Here is a 15,589-nt window from a genome sequence, read left to right as displayed (position 1 = left end):
GGTCCGGGGCGGGGGCCGGGCCGGAGGGCGGGTGCGGGTGCGGGTGCGCGCCGGAGTGCGAGGTCCGCTCCCGGCCCGGTCGCAGGTCCGGCCGCAGGTCCAGGTCCAGGTCCGGTCGCAGGTCTGGCCGCAGGCCCAGGTCCAGGTCCGGTCGCAGGTCCCGCCGCAGGCCCAGGTCCAGGTCCGGCCGCAGGTCCCGCCGCAGGCCCAAGTCCAGGTCCGGCTGCGGGTTCCGTGGTCGGTTCGCTCGCCGTTCCGGGTCCCCGGCCTGGGCGTCGGCGCGGAGGTCCCGGCAGAAGAACATGCCCTCGGCCGGGTCCCACAGGCGCTCCACGAGTGCCGCCGTGAGCCGTTGCGCGCGGGCGTGGCGGGCCGTGCCCGTCGCGCCCAGCTCGCGCGCGATGCGCGCGAGCGCGTGCTCGGAGGCGATGAGCAGCGCGTTGAACGAGGGATCCTCGACGGCGAACTCCCCGCCGCCGTCGGCGTACCCGCCGTCCCGGTACTCCGTCGCCAGCCGCACGTACCGGGCGTAGTCCAGGTCCGTCGGCCGGTCCTCGGCCGACCCGTGGTCGAGGTCGGCACGACGGAAGGAGCGGGCGGGGGCCGGAACGACGCGGGCGAGCGGGGCGTCCCAGCTCGGGGCGTTGTCCATGCCCTGCTCCCACGGATGGACGACGGACACCAGCCCCCCGCCGCCCAGGTCCCGTCGGTGCAGCAGATAGCGGTGCCAGGCGGCCAGGCGGGGATACACCCGGGCGAGGAAACCGCGGGCGCGCGAGAGCCCCGGGTCGGCGCGGTGCACCAGCCAGGCCGCCAGCGCGTGCACCGGTGGCTGCACGATGCCGGAGGTCTGTACGGTGCGCGGGGCGCCCGCAGCGCGCCCCGCGGTCGAGGAGCGCCAGAAGTCGGGGCTCGGGAAGTACGCGTCGAGCGGCACGGAGGGGTTGAAGACGATGTGCGGGACGCGTCCGTCGCCCCACTGGGCGTCCAGCAGCGTCTCCAGCTCCGTCTGCGCACGGTGCGGCGAGAGGTGCCGCAGACCGATGGCGATGAAGGCCGAGTCCCAGGACCACTGGTGCGGGTACAGACCGCGCGAGGGGACCGTGGAGGCGCCCGTCCAGTTGGCCTCCAGCACGGCAGCCGCTCTGAGGTGCAGTGTTTCAGGAGGCGACGCCTGGAGAGGCGGGGGTTGCCGGCGCGGGACTCCGGCGGGCGCCGGCTGGTGCGAGGCCGGCGAGTCGGCCGGGACCGGCGGAGCCGCCGGATCGTATGCGACGGCGACGACGAGGTCCGCCGCACGGGCGCTGAGCTGGGCGGTGCGATCCACTCGGGGCTCCCCGAAGACGACGAGGCCAACTGGTTCGGCAGTGGCTACCGTAGAGTTACGTCTATTTAACACGCAGAACTCAATATGTAATGCGGATTCGATGAACACAAGGGGGTGCGCATGACGGGACGGGGTCAGGGCAGCGCCGGAGATCTGCTCGAAATGGTGCGCACGGGCCGCGCGACGACCCGCGGCGCCCTTCAGCAGGCGACCGGCCTCTCCCGGGCGACCGTGGGCCAGCGCCTGGACCGCCTCTTCCGGGCGGGCTGGCTGCGCGAGGGCGCCGGCGGACCGGTCGACTCACCGCTGGGCGGCCGTCCCTCGATCACCCTGGAGTTCGACGACGCCCACGCGGTCGTCCTGGCAGCGGACCTCGACACGCGGCACGCGCGCGCCGCCGTGCTGACGCTGACCGGCGAGATCCTGGCCGAGCACGGCGGCATCCTGGCCGTCGAGGACGGTCCGGACGTCGTCCTCGGCGAGCTCGGCGGCTGGTTCGCCGAGCTGCTGGTGAAGTCGGGCCACCGGGCGGACGAGGTCTGCGGCATCGGGCTCGCCGTCCCCGGCCCGGTCGACAGCGAGACGGGCCGGGTGGTCCAGCCGCCGATCATGCCCGGCTGGGACGGCTACGACATAAGGGGACGCCTCGCGCGGGCCTTCGGGGAGCGGACCGGCGCGGCAGCGGGCGGGGAAACCGAGGAGGCGGCCGGGGGCGCGGGCGCGCAGGTCCCCGTGCTGGTGGACAACGACGCGAACCTCATGGCCTACGCCGAGCAGCGCACCGGCTACCCTGACTGCTCCGCGTTCGTGCTGGTCAAGGTGTCCACGGGCATCGGCGCCGGGGTCGTGGTCGACGGCTCGATCTTCCGCGGCGTCGACGGCGGGGCCGGCGATCTCGGGCACATCCGGGTGGGCGCGGAGGCGCTGTGCCGCTGCGGTTCGCGTGGCTGCCTGGCGGCCGTCGCCAGCGGCGGGGCGGTGGCGCGCAGGCTGGCGGAGTCGGGAGTGCCGGCGTCCTCCGGCTCGGATGTGCGCGATCTGCTCGCCGCCGGCCACCCCGGGGCGGCCGCCCTCGCCCGGGAGGCGGGGCGCCAGGTCGGCGACGTGCTGGCGACCGTCGTGACGCTGCTCAACCCCGGAGTCCTGATGATCGCCGGGGATCTGGCCGGAACCGCCTTCCTCACCGGCGTGCGCGAGCTGCTCTACCAGCGGGCGCTGCCCCGCTCCACGGCCCGCCTGGACGTCGTGACCTCGCGGCTGGGGGAGCGTGCGGGCCTGGTGGGGGCGGGTGCGCTGGTCGTCGAGCACCTGTACGCGCCGGAGCGCGCCGAGGAGCGGTTGCTGGCGCTCGGGGTGTGAGGGACGCTCGGACGAGGACGCACATGCGGACGCGTGTGTGACAGGCGGGTTTCCGTTCCGCCAGCGCGTCCGCGGGCGCGTCCGCATGGTGAACCCGGACCCCGTGCGGGAGCGTGATTCTCGCCACCCCTGAGGGGGCAAGTGCTCAGATGAGCGGATCAAGATCGAGTGCACTTCTCCAAACGGTGGCACTCAGTGCCACGCCTTGATCGTTCATCGATCGAAATCAATCGTGCCGCGTATCGCTCATTCGAGCGTCATCCGAGCACCGATGAGGCTCGTGAAGCGCGCTTGCGTTCAACAAGTGAAAACATCGACGGCTCCGTGCTTGCCAAGCCGTGACTTTCGATCCGCTGGCGGACGGTTGGTTACGGGCGCATGACGCGCAAGTGGACGTACCCAGGAGCCTTCGATCTGGGTATGTTCCTGGCCGTCAGGGCAGCCACCGCGTCCTCGAGGAGTCGAGACCCGTGTCGGAAAACAAAGATCTCCAGGTAGCCGAACCGGCCACGAGCGTTGAGGGCGTGAAGTACGTCTACGACTTCACCGAGGGCAACAAGGAGCTCAAGGACCTCCTCGGCGGCAAGGGCGCGAACCTCGCCGAGATGACCAACCTGGGCCTTCCGGTCCCTCCCGGCTTCACGATCACCACCGAGGCCTGCAAGGTCTACCTCGACAGCGGCGAGGAGCCGGCGGCACTGCGTGACGAGGTGAGTGCGCACCTCGCCGCCCTGGAAGAGCAGATGGGCAAGAAGCTCGGCCAGCCGGACAACCCCCTCCTGGTGTCCGTCCGCTCGGGCGCGAAGTTCTCCATGCCGGGCATGATGGACACCGTCCTGAACATCGGCCTCTCCGACAAGTCGGTCCAGGGCCTGGCCGAACAGGCAGGCGACGCCCGCTTCGCGTGGGACTCCTACCGCCGGCTGATCCAGATGTTCGGCAAGACGGTCCTCGGCGTCGACGGCGACCTCTTCGAGGACGCGCTGGAGGCGGCCAAGGCCGCCAAGCAGGTCACCGTCGACACCGAGCTGGAGGCGGCGGACCTGAAGAAGCTGGTCACCCGCTTCAAGAAGATCGTCAAGACCGAGGCCGGCCGCGACTTCCCGCAGGACCCGCGCGAGCAGATGGACCTCGCCGTCAAGGCCGTCTTCGACTCGTGGAACGGCGACCGCGCGAAGCTCTACCGCCGCCAGGAGCGCATCCCGGGCGACCTGGGCACGGCCGTCAACATCTGCTCGATGGTCTTCGGCAACCTCGGCCCCGACTCGGGCACCGGCGTCGCCTTCACCCGCGACCCCGCCTCCGGCCATCAGGGCGTCTACGGCGACTACCTGCAGAACGCCCAGGGCGAGGACGTCGTGGCGGGCATCCGCAACACCGTCCCGCTGGCCGAGCTGGAGCAGATCGACAAGAAGTCCTACGACCAGCTGATGCAGATCATGGAGACGCTGGAGAACCACTACAAGGACCTCTGCGACATCGAGTTCACCATCGAGCGCGGCCAGCTGTGGATGCTCCAGACCCGCGTCGGCAAGCGCACGGCGGGAGCGGCCTTCCGCATCGCCACCCAGCTGGTCGACCAGGGCCTCATCGACGAGACCGAAGCCCTCCAGCGCGTCACCGGCGCCCAGCTCGCCCAGCTGATGTTCCCGCGCTTCGACGAGGACGCGAAGGTCGAGAAGGTCGGACGGGGCATCGCGGCCTCGCCCGGCGCGGCCGTCGGCAAGGCGGTGTTCGACTCCTACACCGCCGTCAAGTGGTCCCGCTCGGGCGAGAAGGTCATCCTCGTCCGCCGCGAGACCAACCCCGACGACCTCGACGGCATGATCGCCGCCCAGGGCATCCTGACCAGCCGGGGCGGCAAGACCTCCCACGCGGCCGTCGTCGCCCGCGGCATGGGCAAGACCTGCGTCTGCGGCGCGGAGGAGCTCGAGGTCGACACCAAGCGCCGCCGGATGACGGTCCCGGGCGGCCACGTCGTCGAAGAGGGCGACGTCATCTCCATCGACGGCTCCTCGGGCAAGGTGTACCTCGGCGAGGTACCCGTCGTCCCCTCCCCGGTCGTCGAGTACTTCGAGGGCCGCATGCACGCGGGCGCCGACGACGCCGACGAGCTGGTCGAGGCCGTCCACCGCATCATGGCCTTCGCCGACCGCAAGCGCCGGCTGCGCGTGCGCGCGAACGCCGACAACGCCGAGGACGCGCTGCGCGCCCGTCGCTTCGGCGCCCAGGGGATCGGCCTGTGCCGCACCGAGCACATGTTCCTCGGCGACCGCCGCGAACTGGTCGAACGCCTGATCCTGGCGGACACGCAGGAGGAGCGCGAGGAGTCGCTGAAGCAGCTGCTGCCGCTGCAGAAGAAGGACTTCGTCGAGCTCTTCGAGGCCATGGACGGCCTCCCCGTCACCGTCCGTCTCCTGGACCCCCCGCTGCACGAGTTCCTGCCCGACATCACCGAGCTGTCGGTGCGCGTCGCCCTGGCCGAGTCCCGCCAGGAGTCCCACGAGAACGACCTGCGCCTGCTGCAGGCCGTGCACCGGCTGCACGAGCAGAACCCCATGCTGGGCCTGCGCGGCGTGCGCCTCGGCCTGGTCATCCCCGGCCTGTTCACCATGCAGGTCCGCGCCATCGCCGAGGCGGCGGCCGAGCGCCGCAACGCCAAGGGCGACCCGCGCGCCGAGATCATGATCCCGCTGGTGGGCACGGTGCAGGAACTGGAGATCGTCCGCGACGAGGCCGACCAGGTCATCGCGGAGGTCGAGGCGGCCACCGGCGTCGAGCTGAAGCTCGCGATCGGCACGATGATCGAGCTTCCGCGGGCGGCGCTGACCGCCGGTCAGATCGCCGAGGCGGCCGAGTTCTTCTCCTTCGGCACCAACGACCTGACCCAGACGGTCTGGGGCTTCAGCCGCGACGACGTCGAGGCCTCCTTCTTCACCGCGTACCTGGAGAAGGGGATCTTCGGCGTCAGCCCCTTCGAGACGATCGACAGGGACGGCGTCGGCTCCCTGGTCAGGTCCGCGGCCGAGGCCGGCCGCCGCACCCGCCCCGACCTGAAGCTCGGCGTCTGCGGCGAGCACGGCGGCGACCCGGAGTCGGTGCACTTCTTCCACGAGGTGGGCCTCGACTACGTCTCCTGCTCCCCGTTCCGCATCCCGGTGGCCCGCCTGGAGGCAGGCCGCGCGGCAACCCAGTCCACAGGCAGCGACCACCGCTGACCCCGGAGCCGCCCCCGACCCCCACCCTCACCGAGTCGGCGACGGCCCCGGCCCACAAGAAAGACGGCACCCTGTGCGGGGGTGCCGTCTTTTTTTGGCGGGGTGGCTGGAAGTCGATCACCTGATGTGGTGGTTACGGGCTGATAGATCGTTTCTGTCGACATACGCACCGCTACAGTCCGTTACTCATGGCGATGACGGCGTCGCCACGGGTAGCGGAGGTATGCGTGAAGCGGGCAGTGCTCGGCATGGCGGCGATCAGCTTGGTGTTCAGCGGGACGGTGGCGGCGTTCGCGTCGCCGGTGAAGGGGGCCATTCCAACGCTTGCGACGACAGGGGTGGCATTCACCGGGGGGAAATATGTTTTCAACCGCCCGGGTGTCAATCACGGTGCGTTCGAATGGTCCGGACGACTTCGGGACGAGCTCACTGATGACCGGCACAACGTCTATGTCGAGGTAAAGATTCAGGGGCACGATTGGGTGCGCTACTACGGTAAGCAGCGAAGCTCCGTGATGCTGCATCAATCCAATTGGAACGGCGCTCAGCGGTACACGGGCGAGGCGAGGATCCGCGCATGTCGTGACCGCGGGTCTCTTCGGCCAGACAACTGTATGCGGTCAAAAAAGCTCACCTACAACTGGGATCGTGGCTGACAACTGTCTGACAACCGGGTCCCGTAGATAGGTACTGGACCCGGGCTCCTGATTAGAGAACGGAGATCAATATGTCGGACGTCTTGTGGGCCAGAGGGGTTGATCTCCTCTACGGTGAGACGCTAGCTGTACGGAACGCTGACATCTCTCTCGGGCGGGGGGAAGTGGTAGCGATCACCGGGCAGAGTGGATCTGGAAAGTCGTCACTGCTGTACTGCCTCGCTGGCGTACTTCCGGTAACCCGAGGTCAAGTGTGCTTTGCTGGCCGTTCCCTTGGCGATCTTGACGATGAGGAGCTTAGTGCCATCCGCCGGGAGCAGTTCGGATTCGTCTTCCAGTATGGCGAGCTTTTGCCTGAACTGACCATCGAGGAGAACGCTGCGCTGCCACTACGCCTCGCTGGACAGCGGAAAGCCCAAGCTCTTACCGCAGCGGCTGAGGTACTCGATCGGCTCGGTCTCGCACAATTACGGGAGCGGCGCCCCTCGCAAGTGTCAGGTGGGCAGTGTCAGCGCGTTGCTGTCGCAAGGGCGTTGGTGCACAAGCCTGCCGTTGTGTTCGCCGATGAGCCTACCGGATCACTCGATAGCGTAAATTCCACGGCGGTTCTGGAAGAATTCCTTGGTCTGGCGCGTTCGCAAGGGACGGCCGTAGTGCTCGTGACTCACGACCCTCAGGTGGCAGCCCGGGCCGATATTCGCTACACGATGAGCGACGGTGAGCTTACAGAACAGGTACGTGAGGCGTCGTGAAAGAACTTCTCCTGGGCCTACGGCTCTTGCTGGGCAGTGGGCGAGGTAACCGCGCGCGCTTCTCTCTCATGGCGGCGGGGAGCGCTATCGGAGTCTGTTGCCTTGCCATCATGCTTGCGATTCCGGGCATTTTGGCTGCCCAGGATGCTCGCAAGGCAGCTCGTGAACCGGATTGTTCAAATGGTCTGGGTAGTTGCCTCTCGCAGCTGGGGAGCGCTCTAGCCCTCACCAGGGTGGATCCATACGGGACGGAACCGCTCACCCGGATCTTCGTGGCAGTAGGAGACGCGCCTATCTCCCCGCCGCCGGGCTTGCGTAAACTTCCCGGGCCCGACGAGGTAATTGTGTCTCCACGGTTGCACGATCTCTTGCAAGTGAATCCAGAATTGGCCTATCTCGTGCCTGGTCGCGAAAAGGGTGTGATTTCTTCAAAAGGGCTGGCTCATCCCGATGAACTGTATGCATATGTGGGCTCCAGCCGAGAAATGCTCAAGTCGGGCGGGCGCATGTCGAAATTCGGGACGGTAGAAACCCGGTTTCCGACGGTAGAACCGTCAACCCTGGAGATCCTCCGCTTCTCCCTTGCAGGCGTCGTCCTGCTTCCGTTGGCTGTGTTTCTCTCCGTGTGTGCCCGGTTGTCCGCGGCTTCTCGCGCGAGGCGGTTGGCCGCGTTGCGTCTGCTCGGGCTGAGCAGAAAAGGCGTGCAGCGCGTCAACGCCGCTGAGACCCTCGCCGCTGCTCTGCTGGGCGCCGTCTTCGGTCTGGGGGCGTACTCGGTCGTTAACCAACTTGTGTCACGAGCGGGTCTGCCCGGATTCAAGTGGTACGCGGAGGATGGTTCGCTCTCCTGGAACACCTTCCTCGTCTGCCTGGTGGGGTGCCCGGGACTCGCCTGGCTTGTGGGCAGGGCGAGTGCGAGGAAGGCCGTGGCCAACCCACTGGCTGTGAGGCGCAGCGCCGTGGACAAGCCGACTCGTCTTTGGAGTCTGCTGCCGCTCGTTCCGGGGATGGGCATTGTTGTCGGGTACTGCGTGATGGGAGCGACGGGGCACGTCCCCACGGACACCTCGTTCTCTGCGATCCTGATGCCGCTCGCTGTCGTACTGGTCGGCACAGGTCTCGTGCTGTCTCTGCCGCTGCTCTCCAGCAGCCTGGCCCGCAAGGTGGCCAGTGTCGCGCGTTCTCTGGCCCTTAGTTTGGCCATGCGCCGCAACGAGGTGGAACCCGGCGGAGCTCTCCGCGTTGCGACCGGTTTGGTACTGCTGGTCTACGCGGCATCGCTCAGTCAGGGCGTGCTCATCGAGTTGAGTCAGGTTTCCAAGAACACCGCGCCAGTCCAGCTCTACACGATGGCCCTTGACGGCATGTCTCACGAGAAGGAACAAGCCGTCACGGAAGTGTCCGGGGTCACCGGTCACGCAATTCTCGCGGATTCGTGGACCGATCCCGACAGTAGGGAGTGGCCGGAGAGCATTAGTGCAGTGATCGCTACCTGCGAACAGCTCCGCAGGATGGCCTCGGTGACTAAAAATTGCGTGGAAGGACATTCCGCGCGGCTGATGATTCAGGGCTTCACCGATGATGAATTCAGTAAGCCGGGGAAGAGCTTTCCTTTCCGATTGCAGAACTCGAAGGGTAAGCATCGGTTCGTCAGCGTTCAAGTGCCGTCCCGTACGATGCGGTATCACGACGACACAGCTGCGCAGATTCCGAGCAGCGGGGCGGTACTGGTTCCGCCGTCGACGCTTCCGGCCGGCTACCGTCCGGAGGGGAGAGCCACTCTTGCTCTTGTCAGCAGTTCCGCTCCCGCAACCGTGCGCTCTGTTCTCGAGGGCGTCGCGAAGGTAGATCCCACGATCGAAGTCGATACGGACGGTGTAGACGCCACTGCGCTTCAACAGATTACGGTTATCAAATCCCTCCTCGGTGCAGGCATGGTCCTCGGGTTGATCATCGGCCTTGCGGCGTATCTCGTCGCCGCCACCGATCGTGCCGTTGAGCGTCGGCCGCAAGTGACCGCTCTGACGCTGCTAGGAGCTAGACCCCGGACGCTCCGGGCCGTTCAAGTAACCCAGGTTGTTCTGCCCTTGGCCGTCGGGCTGGTGCTCGCGGTGGTAACCGGGAAGATGGCCGAGTCCAGCTACCTCGTAACCGGCGGTGGCGCCGTGTTCTGGGACGGGGCGGGGCTGCCGTTGTTGCTCGCTTCTGCTCTTGGCGTCGTCGTCCTCGCCGCTCTCGGCTCCTTGCCGCTGATCGGGCGGCGGATCGACCCGGAGCTGATTCGTCGGGACTGAGCGGAGTCGGCGGACATGGGGGCGGCACCCTGAGGGCGGGGTGTCGCCCCTTCCAGGTAAATGGTTCTGTCACACCGGTGCTTGTCGGCGCGTTCGTCGAGTCCGCCACGCGAGAGTGGCTGGTGCTCGTGTTCTGCCCTCGTGCGCCCCATGCAGTCGTAGGCTGCCGGAGTAGGGGCTCACGGGTCTCAGGGTGGGGTGGGAGGAGAGTGTGGTCGTGGGCGGGTGGAGTGTGCGGGACGTTTCTGAGCAGCGTGGTCGTACCGCTGTGGTCACCGGAGCCAACAGCGGGCTCGGGTACGTCACCTCGCGGGAGCTCGCCCGTAAGGGGGCGCGGGTCGTGCTCGCCTGTCGCAGCGAGGCGCGGGGGGCGGAAGCCGTCCGGCTGTTGCGTGATGAAGTGCCGGATGCGGACGTGGAGTTGCGCAGGCTCGACCTCGGCGACCTCTCCTCGGTGCGGGAGTTCGCGCGCCGGCTGCCGTACGAGCGGCTCGACCTGCTCGTCAACAACGCCGGCGTCATGGCCATGCCGCACGGCGCCACCGCCGACGGGTTCGAGACGCAGTTCGGGGTGAACCACCTCGGGCACTTCGCCTTGACCGGGCTGTTGCTGCCCGCTCTGCTGGAAGCCGGGAAGCGCCCGGCCGGGGCGCGGGTGGTGACCGTCTCCAGCATGGCCCACCTGCTCGGCAACATCGACCCGGCTGATCTCAACTCGGAGCAGGGGTACCGGCGTTGGGTCGCCTACGGGCGATCCAAGACGGCCAATCTCCTCTTCACGCACGAGCTCGCGCGTCGGCTCGCGGCGGCCGGGTCCGACGTGGTCGCGGCGGCCGCGCACCCCGGGTACGCGGCGACCAACCTCCAGACGGCGGGACCCCTCGCGGAGGGGCGCCGGGGCGCGGAGCGGCTGATGGCGCTCGCCAACCGGGTGATCGCCCAGCCCGCCGAGGCCGGGGCGTTGCCCACCCTGTACGCGGCGACCGCGCCCGGCGTCCGCCCGGACTCGTTCACCGGGCCGTCCCTCGCGATGTGGCGCGGGGCGCCCGCACCGTCCTGGCGGGCCCCCTGGACCCTCGACGACCGGGCCGGACGACGGCTGTGGACCGCCTCCGAGCAGCTGACCGGTGTGTCGTACGACGCCCTCGGGGGCTGATCGGCCGGCGGGTCGAAGGGGCCTGCGTCAGGCGGTTCGCACCTCGTAGGTGGCGATGCGTACCGTCTCGTCGTCCAGGCACTGTCCGCTCAGCAGGTCGAAACGCTGCTTGAGGAGGGGGGAGGCGACGAACGGGCGGCCCTGGTGCGTGCCGGTGAGGCCTCGGGAGAGGACCGCGGCGCCGCTGAACGGGTCGCGGTTGTCGACGGCGTACAGGGCGCCGGAGCGGTCGCGGAACAGGGCGACCTGGCGGCCGTCGGGCAGGAGCGCGGCCACGCCGCGGCCGGGGACGAGCCGGCTCAGGTCGCAGACCGTGAACCAGTCGAGGCCGCTCTCCTCCCACTGGAGTTGAACCTTCAGGTCGGTGGTCTCGGGTGCCAGGGTCATCGCTGGGCGCTCCCTTCCAGGGGACGGTGGCCGATGGTCAGCAGCGGCAGGTCGGGCTTGATCTGCTCGCGCTCGGGGACGAAGCCGACGACCGGGTCGGGGGTGTCCGGCGCGTTGACGAAGGACACGAACCGGGCCAGCTTCTCGGGGTCGTTGATGGTGGTCGCCCACTCGTCTGCGTAGTGCGCCACGTGGGCCGTCATCAGGGACTCGAGCTCCTCGCAGATGCCGAGGGAGTCCTCCACGACCACGTCGCGCACGTGGTCCAGGCCGCCCGGGATGCGCTCCAGCCAGGTCGACGTGCGCTCCAGGCGGTCGGCGGTGCGGATGTAGAACATCAGGAATCGGTCGATGAGGCGGATCAGCTCGGCGTCGGTCAGGTCCTGGGCCAGGAGGTCCGCGTGGCGCGGCGTCGCGCCGCCGTTGCCGCCGACGTAGAGGTTCCAGCCGTTGGAGGTGGCGATGACGCCGAAGTCCTTCGACTGGGCCTCGGCGCACTCGCGGGCGCAGCCCGACACGGCCGACTTGAGTTTGTGGGGCGACCTGAGCCCCCGGTAGCGCAGCTCCAGGTCGATCGCCATGCGGACGGAGTCCTGGACGCCGTAGCGGCACCAGGTCTGCCCGACGCAGGACTTCACCGTGCGCAGGGACTTGCCGTAGGCGTGGCCCGACTCGAACCCGGCGTCGACCAGCCGCGTCCAGATCAGGGGGAGCTGCTCCACCCGGGCGCCGAACATGTCGATGCGCTGACCGCCGGTGATCTTCGTGTAGAGGCCGAAGTCGCGGGCGATCTCGCCGATCACGATCAACCCCTCGGGGGTGATCTCACCGCCGGGGATGCGCGGTACGACCGAGTAGGAGCCGTTCTTCTGGAGGTTGGCGAGGAAGTGGTCGTTGGTCTCCTGCAGCGCCGCCTGCTCGCCGTCCAGGACGTAGCCGCTCGCGCCGATAATCGGGGCGAGGGAGGCGATGATCGAGCCGATCGCCGGCTTGCAGACGTCGCAGCCGTCGCCGCCGCGGGCGCCGTCGCGGCCGTAGCGGTCCAGCAGGTCCTGGTAGGTGTTGATGCGCAGGGCGAGGACGATCTCGTACAGCTCCTCGCGGGTCTGGGAGAAGCAGCCGCACAGACCCTTGTCGACCTCGACGCCGCTCGCCTCCAGTTCGGCGGTGACCAGCTGGCCGAGGACCTTGACGCAACTCCCGCAGCCGGTACCGGCCTTGGTGCACTTCTTCACCTCGGGCACGGTCGTGCAGGAGTGCTCCGTGACCGCGCCGCGGATCGTGCCCTTGGACACGTTGTGGCAGGAGCAGACGATCGCCTCGTCCGGCAGCGCGGACGGGCCGAGCTGCGCGGACTCCCCGGCGCCGGCCGGCAGGACCAGCGACTCGGGGGCGACGGGCGGCACGGACCCGGTGAACGCGCGCAGCGTGCCGTACGCGTCGGCGTCGCCGACCAGGATGCCGCCGAGCAGCGTGCCGTCGCGGCCGATGACCAGCTTCTTGTACAGGCCGGCGCGGGAGTCGGAGTAGACGACGTCCAGGCAGTCCTCGGCGGTGCCGTGCGCGTCGCCGAAGGAGGCGACGTCCACGCCGAGCAGCTTCAGCTTGGTGGAGAGGTCGGCGCCGGTGAAGGCGGCCTCGTCGGCGGCGATCGTCGCGGCGGCCGTCTCGGCCTGCTCGTAGCCGGGGGCGACCAGGCCGTACACCCGGCCGTCGGCCGCCAGGGCGCACTCGCCGATGGCGTACACGTGCGGGTCGGTGACCGTACGGCACTGCTCGTCGACCGAGATGCCGCCGCGCTCGCCCACCGTCAGTCCGCAGTCGCGGGCGAGCTGGTCGCGGGGGCGGACGCCGGCGCTGAACACCACGAGGTCGGTGGCGAGTTCGGATCCGTCGGAGAGCTTCATGCCGGTGACCGCGCCGGACTCGTCGACCACGATCTCCTGCGTGCCGACGCCCGTGTGGACGGACAGGCCCATGTCCTCGATGGTGCGCAGCAGCGCCGCGCCGCCGCCCGCGTCGACCTGGACGGGCATCAGACGGGGCGCGAACTCCACGATGTGGGAGGTGAGTCCGAGGCCCTTCAGGGCGCCCGCGGCCTCCAGGCCCAGCAGACCGCCGCCGACCACCGCGCCGGTCGTCGCCGTCCTGGCGTACTCCTCGATCGCCAGCAGGTCCTCGATCGTGCGGTAGACGAAGCAGCCCTCGGCGTCCTTGTTCGGGACGGGCGGGACGAAGGGGAACGAGCCGGTGGCGAGGACGAGGGTGTCGTACGCGAAGACCCGGCCGGAGCGGGCGGTGACCTTCTTCGCCTCGCGGTCGACGGTCTCGGCCGGGTCGCCGACGTACAGCTCGATGCCGTGCGTCTCGATGAACGCGCTGTCCGTCATCGACAGGTCCTCGGGCGTCCTGCCCGAGAAGTACGAGGTCAGCGCCACGCGGTCGTACGCGGGTCGCGGCTCCTCGCACAGCACGACCACGCGGTGCGTGGCGGTCAGGCCGCGCTCGGCGAGCGCTTCGAGGAAGCGCTGGCCGACCATGCCATGGCCGACGAGCACGATCGTGGGGGTGGCCCCCTCAGTGGCGGTCATCAGGTGCCTCCGTCGTTGGTGAGCAGGTGGAGCAGGGGGCCGCCGTCGGCAGGGAGCGGCTCTGCTCCCTCCCAGGCGCGCGCCAGCGCGCCGACGGTGCCGAGTTCGCCGACGAGGACCCCGCCGACCAGGCGGTCGTCGCGGACGACGACCTTGCGGTAGGTGCCGCGGGTGGCGTCGGCGAGCTGTACGACGTCGTCGCCCGGGCGGGGTTCGGTCTCGCCGAACGCGGCGAGGTCGAAGGCGCTGTTCCCGGCGAGGGTGAGCCGGGTGAGGGCGCGGGTGCCGGTGTAGCGGGCGTGCGGGTCCCCGGCCAGCGAAGCGGCCAGCACGTCGGCCTGTTCCAGCGCCGGGGCGGCGAGACCGTACACGGTCCCGTCGTGCTGCGCGCAGTCGCCGATCGCCCGGATGCGCGGGTCCGACGTGCGCAGTTCGTCGTCGACGAGGACGCCCTTGTGGACGGCGACGCCGGCGGCCCTGGCGAGTCCGGCGCGCGGGGAGACCCCGCAGGCCAGCACCACCAGCTCGGCGTCGAGGGCGTAGCCGTCGGCCATCTCGACCGTGCGGACGGCGCCGCCGAGGCAGCGCACGTCGCGGACCCGGCACTCGGTGTGCACCTCGACGCCGAGGTCCTCGAGGTGCCGCCGCACCAGCCGGGAGGCGCCGGGGTCGAGCTGGCGTTCCATGAGGCGTTCGGCCTGCTGGGCGAGGACGACCTGCGCGCCACGCACCGCGAGGGCGCGGGCCGCGGAGACCCCGAGGAGCCCGCCGCCGATGACGACGGTGCGCACGCCCGGCCGTACCGCCTTGGACAGGCCGAGGCAGTCGTCCATGGTGCGGAAGGCGTGGACCCCCTCCGGCAGGACGTGGTCGGGCGTGAAGAGGCCGCGCAGGGGCGGCAGGACGGGGTTGGATCCGGTGGCCAGGACGAGGGTGCCGTAGGCGATCTCCGAGCCGTCCGCGCAGGCCAGGACCTGCCGGTCGCGGTCGATGCCGGTGACCTGGGCGCGCACCAGCGCGGCGGGCGCGGGCAGGGCGATCACCTCGGGCGCGTAGCGGCCGGCCAGCACCTCGGCGAGCAGGACCCGGTTGTAGGGCCGGTGCTCCTCGTCGCCGACGAGCAGCGCGGGCACGCCCAGCTCGCCGAGCCGGCGGGCGAGTCGTACGCCCGCGAGGCCGGCGCCGAGCACCACCACACGCGAATTCGAGGTCATGCCCAGGAGCGTGCTGTGCCGACGTTACCCGGCCGCATCACCGTTGTTTCCCGCGAGGAACGCTGCCCTCAGCGGGGCGCGGGCCCAGGTGTGAGGGTTCCCGCCGCCGCCCCGCCGCCCCGCCGCCCCGCCGCCCCGCCGCCCCGCCGCCCCGCCGCCCCGCATGGCCTCGGCGCCCGCACAGGCCAGGGAGCCCAGGCCGTAGGGCGCGTACCCCTCGGGCAGCAGCCGGCTGCGCCCGACCGAGTTGATCATCTGGTGCGCCCCGCCGGTGTACGCCATCGGGGCGGTCGGGTGGGCGGGCTTGAGCTTCTCGGCGACGGCCGCGGTGGGCGCGCCCCCGTTGTCCGCCTTCCACTTGGCGATGCGCGGGGTGGGCGCGGTATCGCCCCGCGGGAAGGCGTCGTACTTGTCCGTCGCCTCCCGCGGTCGGGTCCTGGTGACCGCAGGACATCCGTGCACATGGCGCTGGACGGCGTTTTCCTGCGGCTGGGGCCGCGGCTGCTGCCGCTGCTGTTCCAGGGCCCGCACGACGGCGGCGTTCCCGGCCGTGCGCTGCAGCGCCGGCAGCATGCCCGGGGACCGCACGTCGCCGGGGACGGCCGGGGCGACGGCGGGCGCGACGGCGTCGGCCG

11 protein-coding genes are annotated in these 15,589 nt (G+C 69.9%); 6 read left to right on the top strand and 5 right to left on the bottom strand.

Annotated elements, in window-relative coordinates; all coding sequences use genetic code 11:
• A partial coding sequence (locus tag ACFVYK_RS02120; protein ID WP_389767500.1) for a hypothetical protein occupies positions 1-1,327 on the bottom strand: 1,327 nt, incomplete at its 3' end.
• A 120-nt stretch (positions 1,328-1,447) separates the two neighbouring features.
• Between ACFVYK_RS02120 and ACFVYK_RS02115 the strand changes: the two genes are divergently transcribed.
• From ACFVYK_RS02115 to ACFVYK_RS02090, 6 genes are all read left to right on the top strand, one after another.
• On the top strand, positions 1,448-2,686 hold the full coding sequence (locus tag ACFVYK_RS02115; protein ID WP_389767498.1) for an ROK family protein: 1,239 nt from the start codon (positions 1,448-1,450) through the stop codon (positions 2,684-2,686).
• A gap of 470 nt (positions 2,687-3,156) precedes the next feature.
• Positions 3,157-5,904, top strand: a complete 2,748-nt coding sequence (gene ppdK / locus ACFVYK_RS02110) for a pyruvate, phosphate dikinase (RefSeq protein WP_389767496.1) — start codon at positions 3,157-3,159, stop codon at positions 5,902-5,904.
• 188 nt (positions 5,905-6,092) lie between these two features.
• The gene (locus ACFVYK_RS02105) at positions 6,093-6,560 is read left to right on the top strand and encodes a hypothetical protein (RefSeq protein ID WP_389767494.1); all 468 of its coding nucleotides are present in this window, start codon (positions 6,093-6,095) and stop codon (positions 6,558-6,560) included.
• A 71-nt stretch (positions 6,561-6,631) separates the two neighbouring features.
• Positions 6,632-7,312: an ABC transporter ATP-binding protein gene (locus ACFVYK_RS02100; protein ID WP_389767492.1), complete on the top strand. Its 681-nt coding sequence runs from the start codon at positions 6,632-6,634 to the stop codon at positions 7,310-7,312.
• 356 nt (positions 7,313-7,668) lie between these two features.
• On the top strand, positions 7,669-9,606 hold the full coding sequence (locus tag ACFVYK_RS02095; RefSeq protein WP_389767490.1) for an FtsX-like permease family protein: 1,938 nt from the start codon (positions 7,669-7,671) through the stop codon (positions 9,604-9,606).
• A 217-nt stretch (positions 9,607-9,823) separates the two neighbouring features.
• Entirely contained in the window at positions 9,824-10,762 is a 939-nt protein-coding gene (locus ACFVYK_RS02090) for an oxidoreductase (protein ID WP_389767488.1), read from the top strand.
• A 27-nt stretch (positions 10,763-10,789) separates the two neighbouring features.
• Here ACFVYK_RS02090 and nirD read toward each other — a convergent pair whose 3' ends face one another.
• The 4 genes from nirD to ACFVYK_RS02070 form a co-directional block, all read right to left on the bottom strand.
• Positions 10,790-11,149 carry a nitrite reductase small subunit NirD gene (nirD, locus tag ACFVYK_RS02085; protein ID WP_389767486.1) on the bottom strand — a complete coding sequence of 120 codons (360 nt, stop codon included), beginning with the start codon at positions 11,147-11,149 and terminating at the stop codon, positions 10,790-10,792.
• Entirely contained in the window at positions 11,146-13,740 is a 2,595-nt protein-coding gene (gene nirB / locus ACFVYK_RS02080) for a nitrite reductase large subunit NirB (RefSeq protein ID WP_389767484.1), read from the bottom strand. Before nirB ends, nirD begins: the two co-directional genes overlap by 4 nt.
• Positions 13,740-14,954: an NAD(P)/FAD-dependent oxidoreductase gene (locus ACFVYK_RS02075; protein ID WP_389767482.1), complete on the bottom strand. Its 1,215-nt coding sequence runs from the start codon at positions 14,952-14,954 to the stop codon at positions 13,740-13,742. The genes nirB and ACFVYK_RS02075 overlap by 1 nt, the downstream gene beginning before the upstream one ends.
• Positions 14,955-14,978: 24 nt before the next feature.
• The coding region (locus tag ACFVYK_RS02070; RefSeq protein ID WP_389767480.1) for a hypothetical protein at positions 14,979-15,589 on the bottom strand (611 nt) is incomplete at its 5' end.

Origin of the sequence: Streptomyces sp. NPDC058291 (genome assembly GCF_042880855.1) — a bacterium.
Classification (GTDB): domain Bacteria; phylum Actinomycetota; class Actinomycetes; order Streptomycetales; family Streptomycetaceae; genus Streptomyces.
This window is presented reverse-complemented; position numbering and strand designations above follow the sequence as displayed.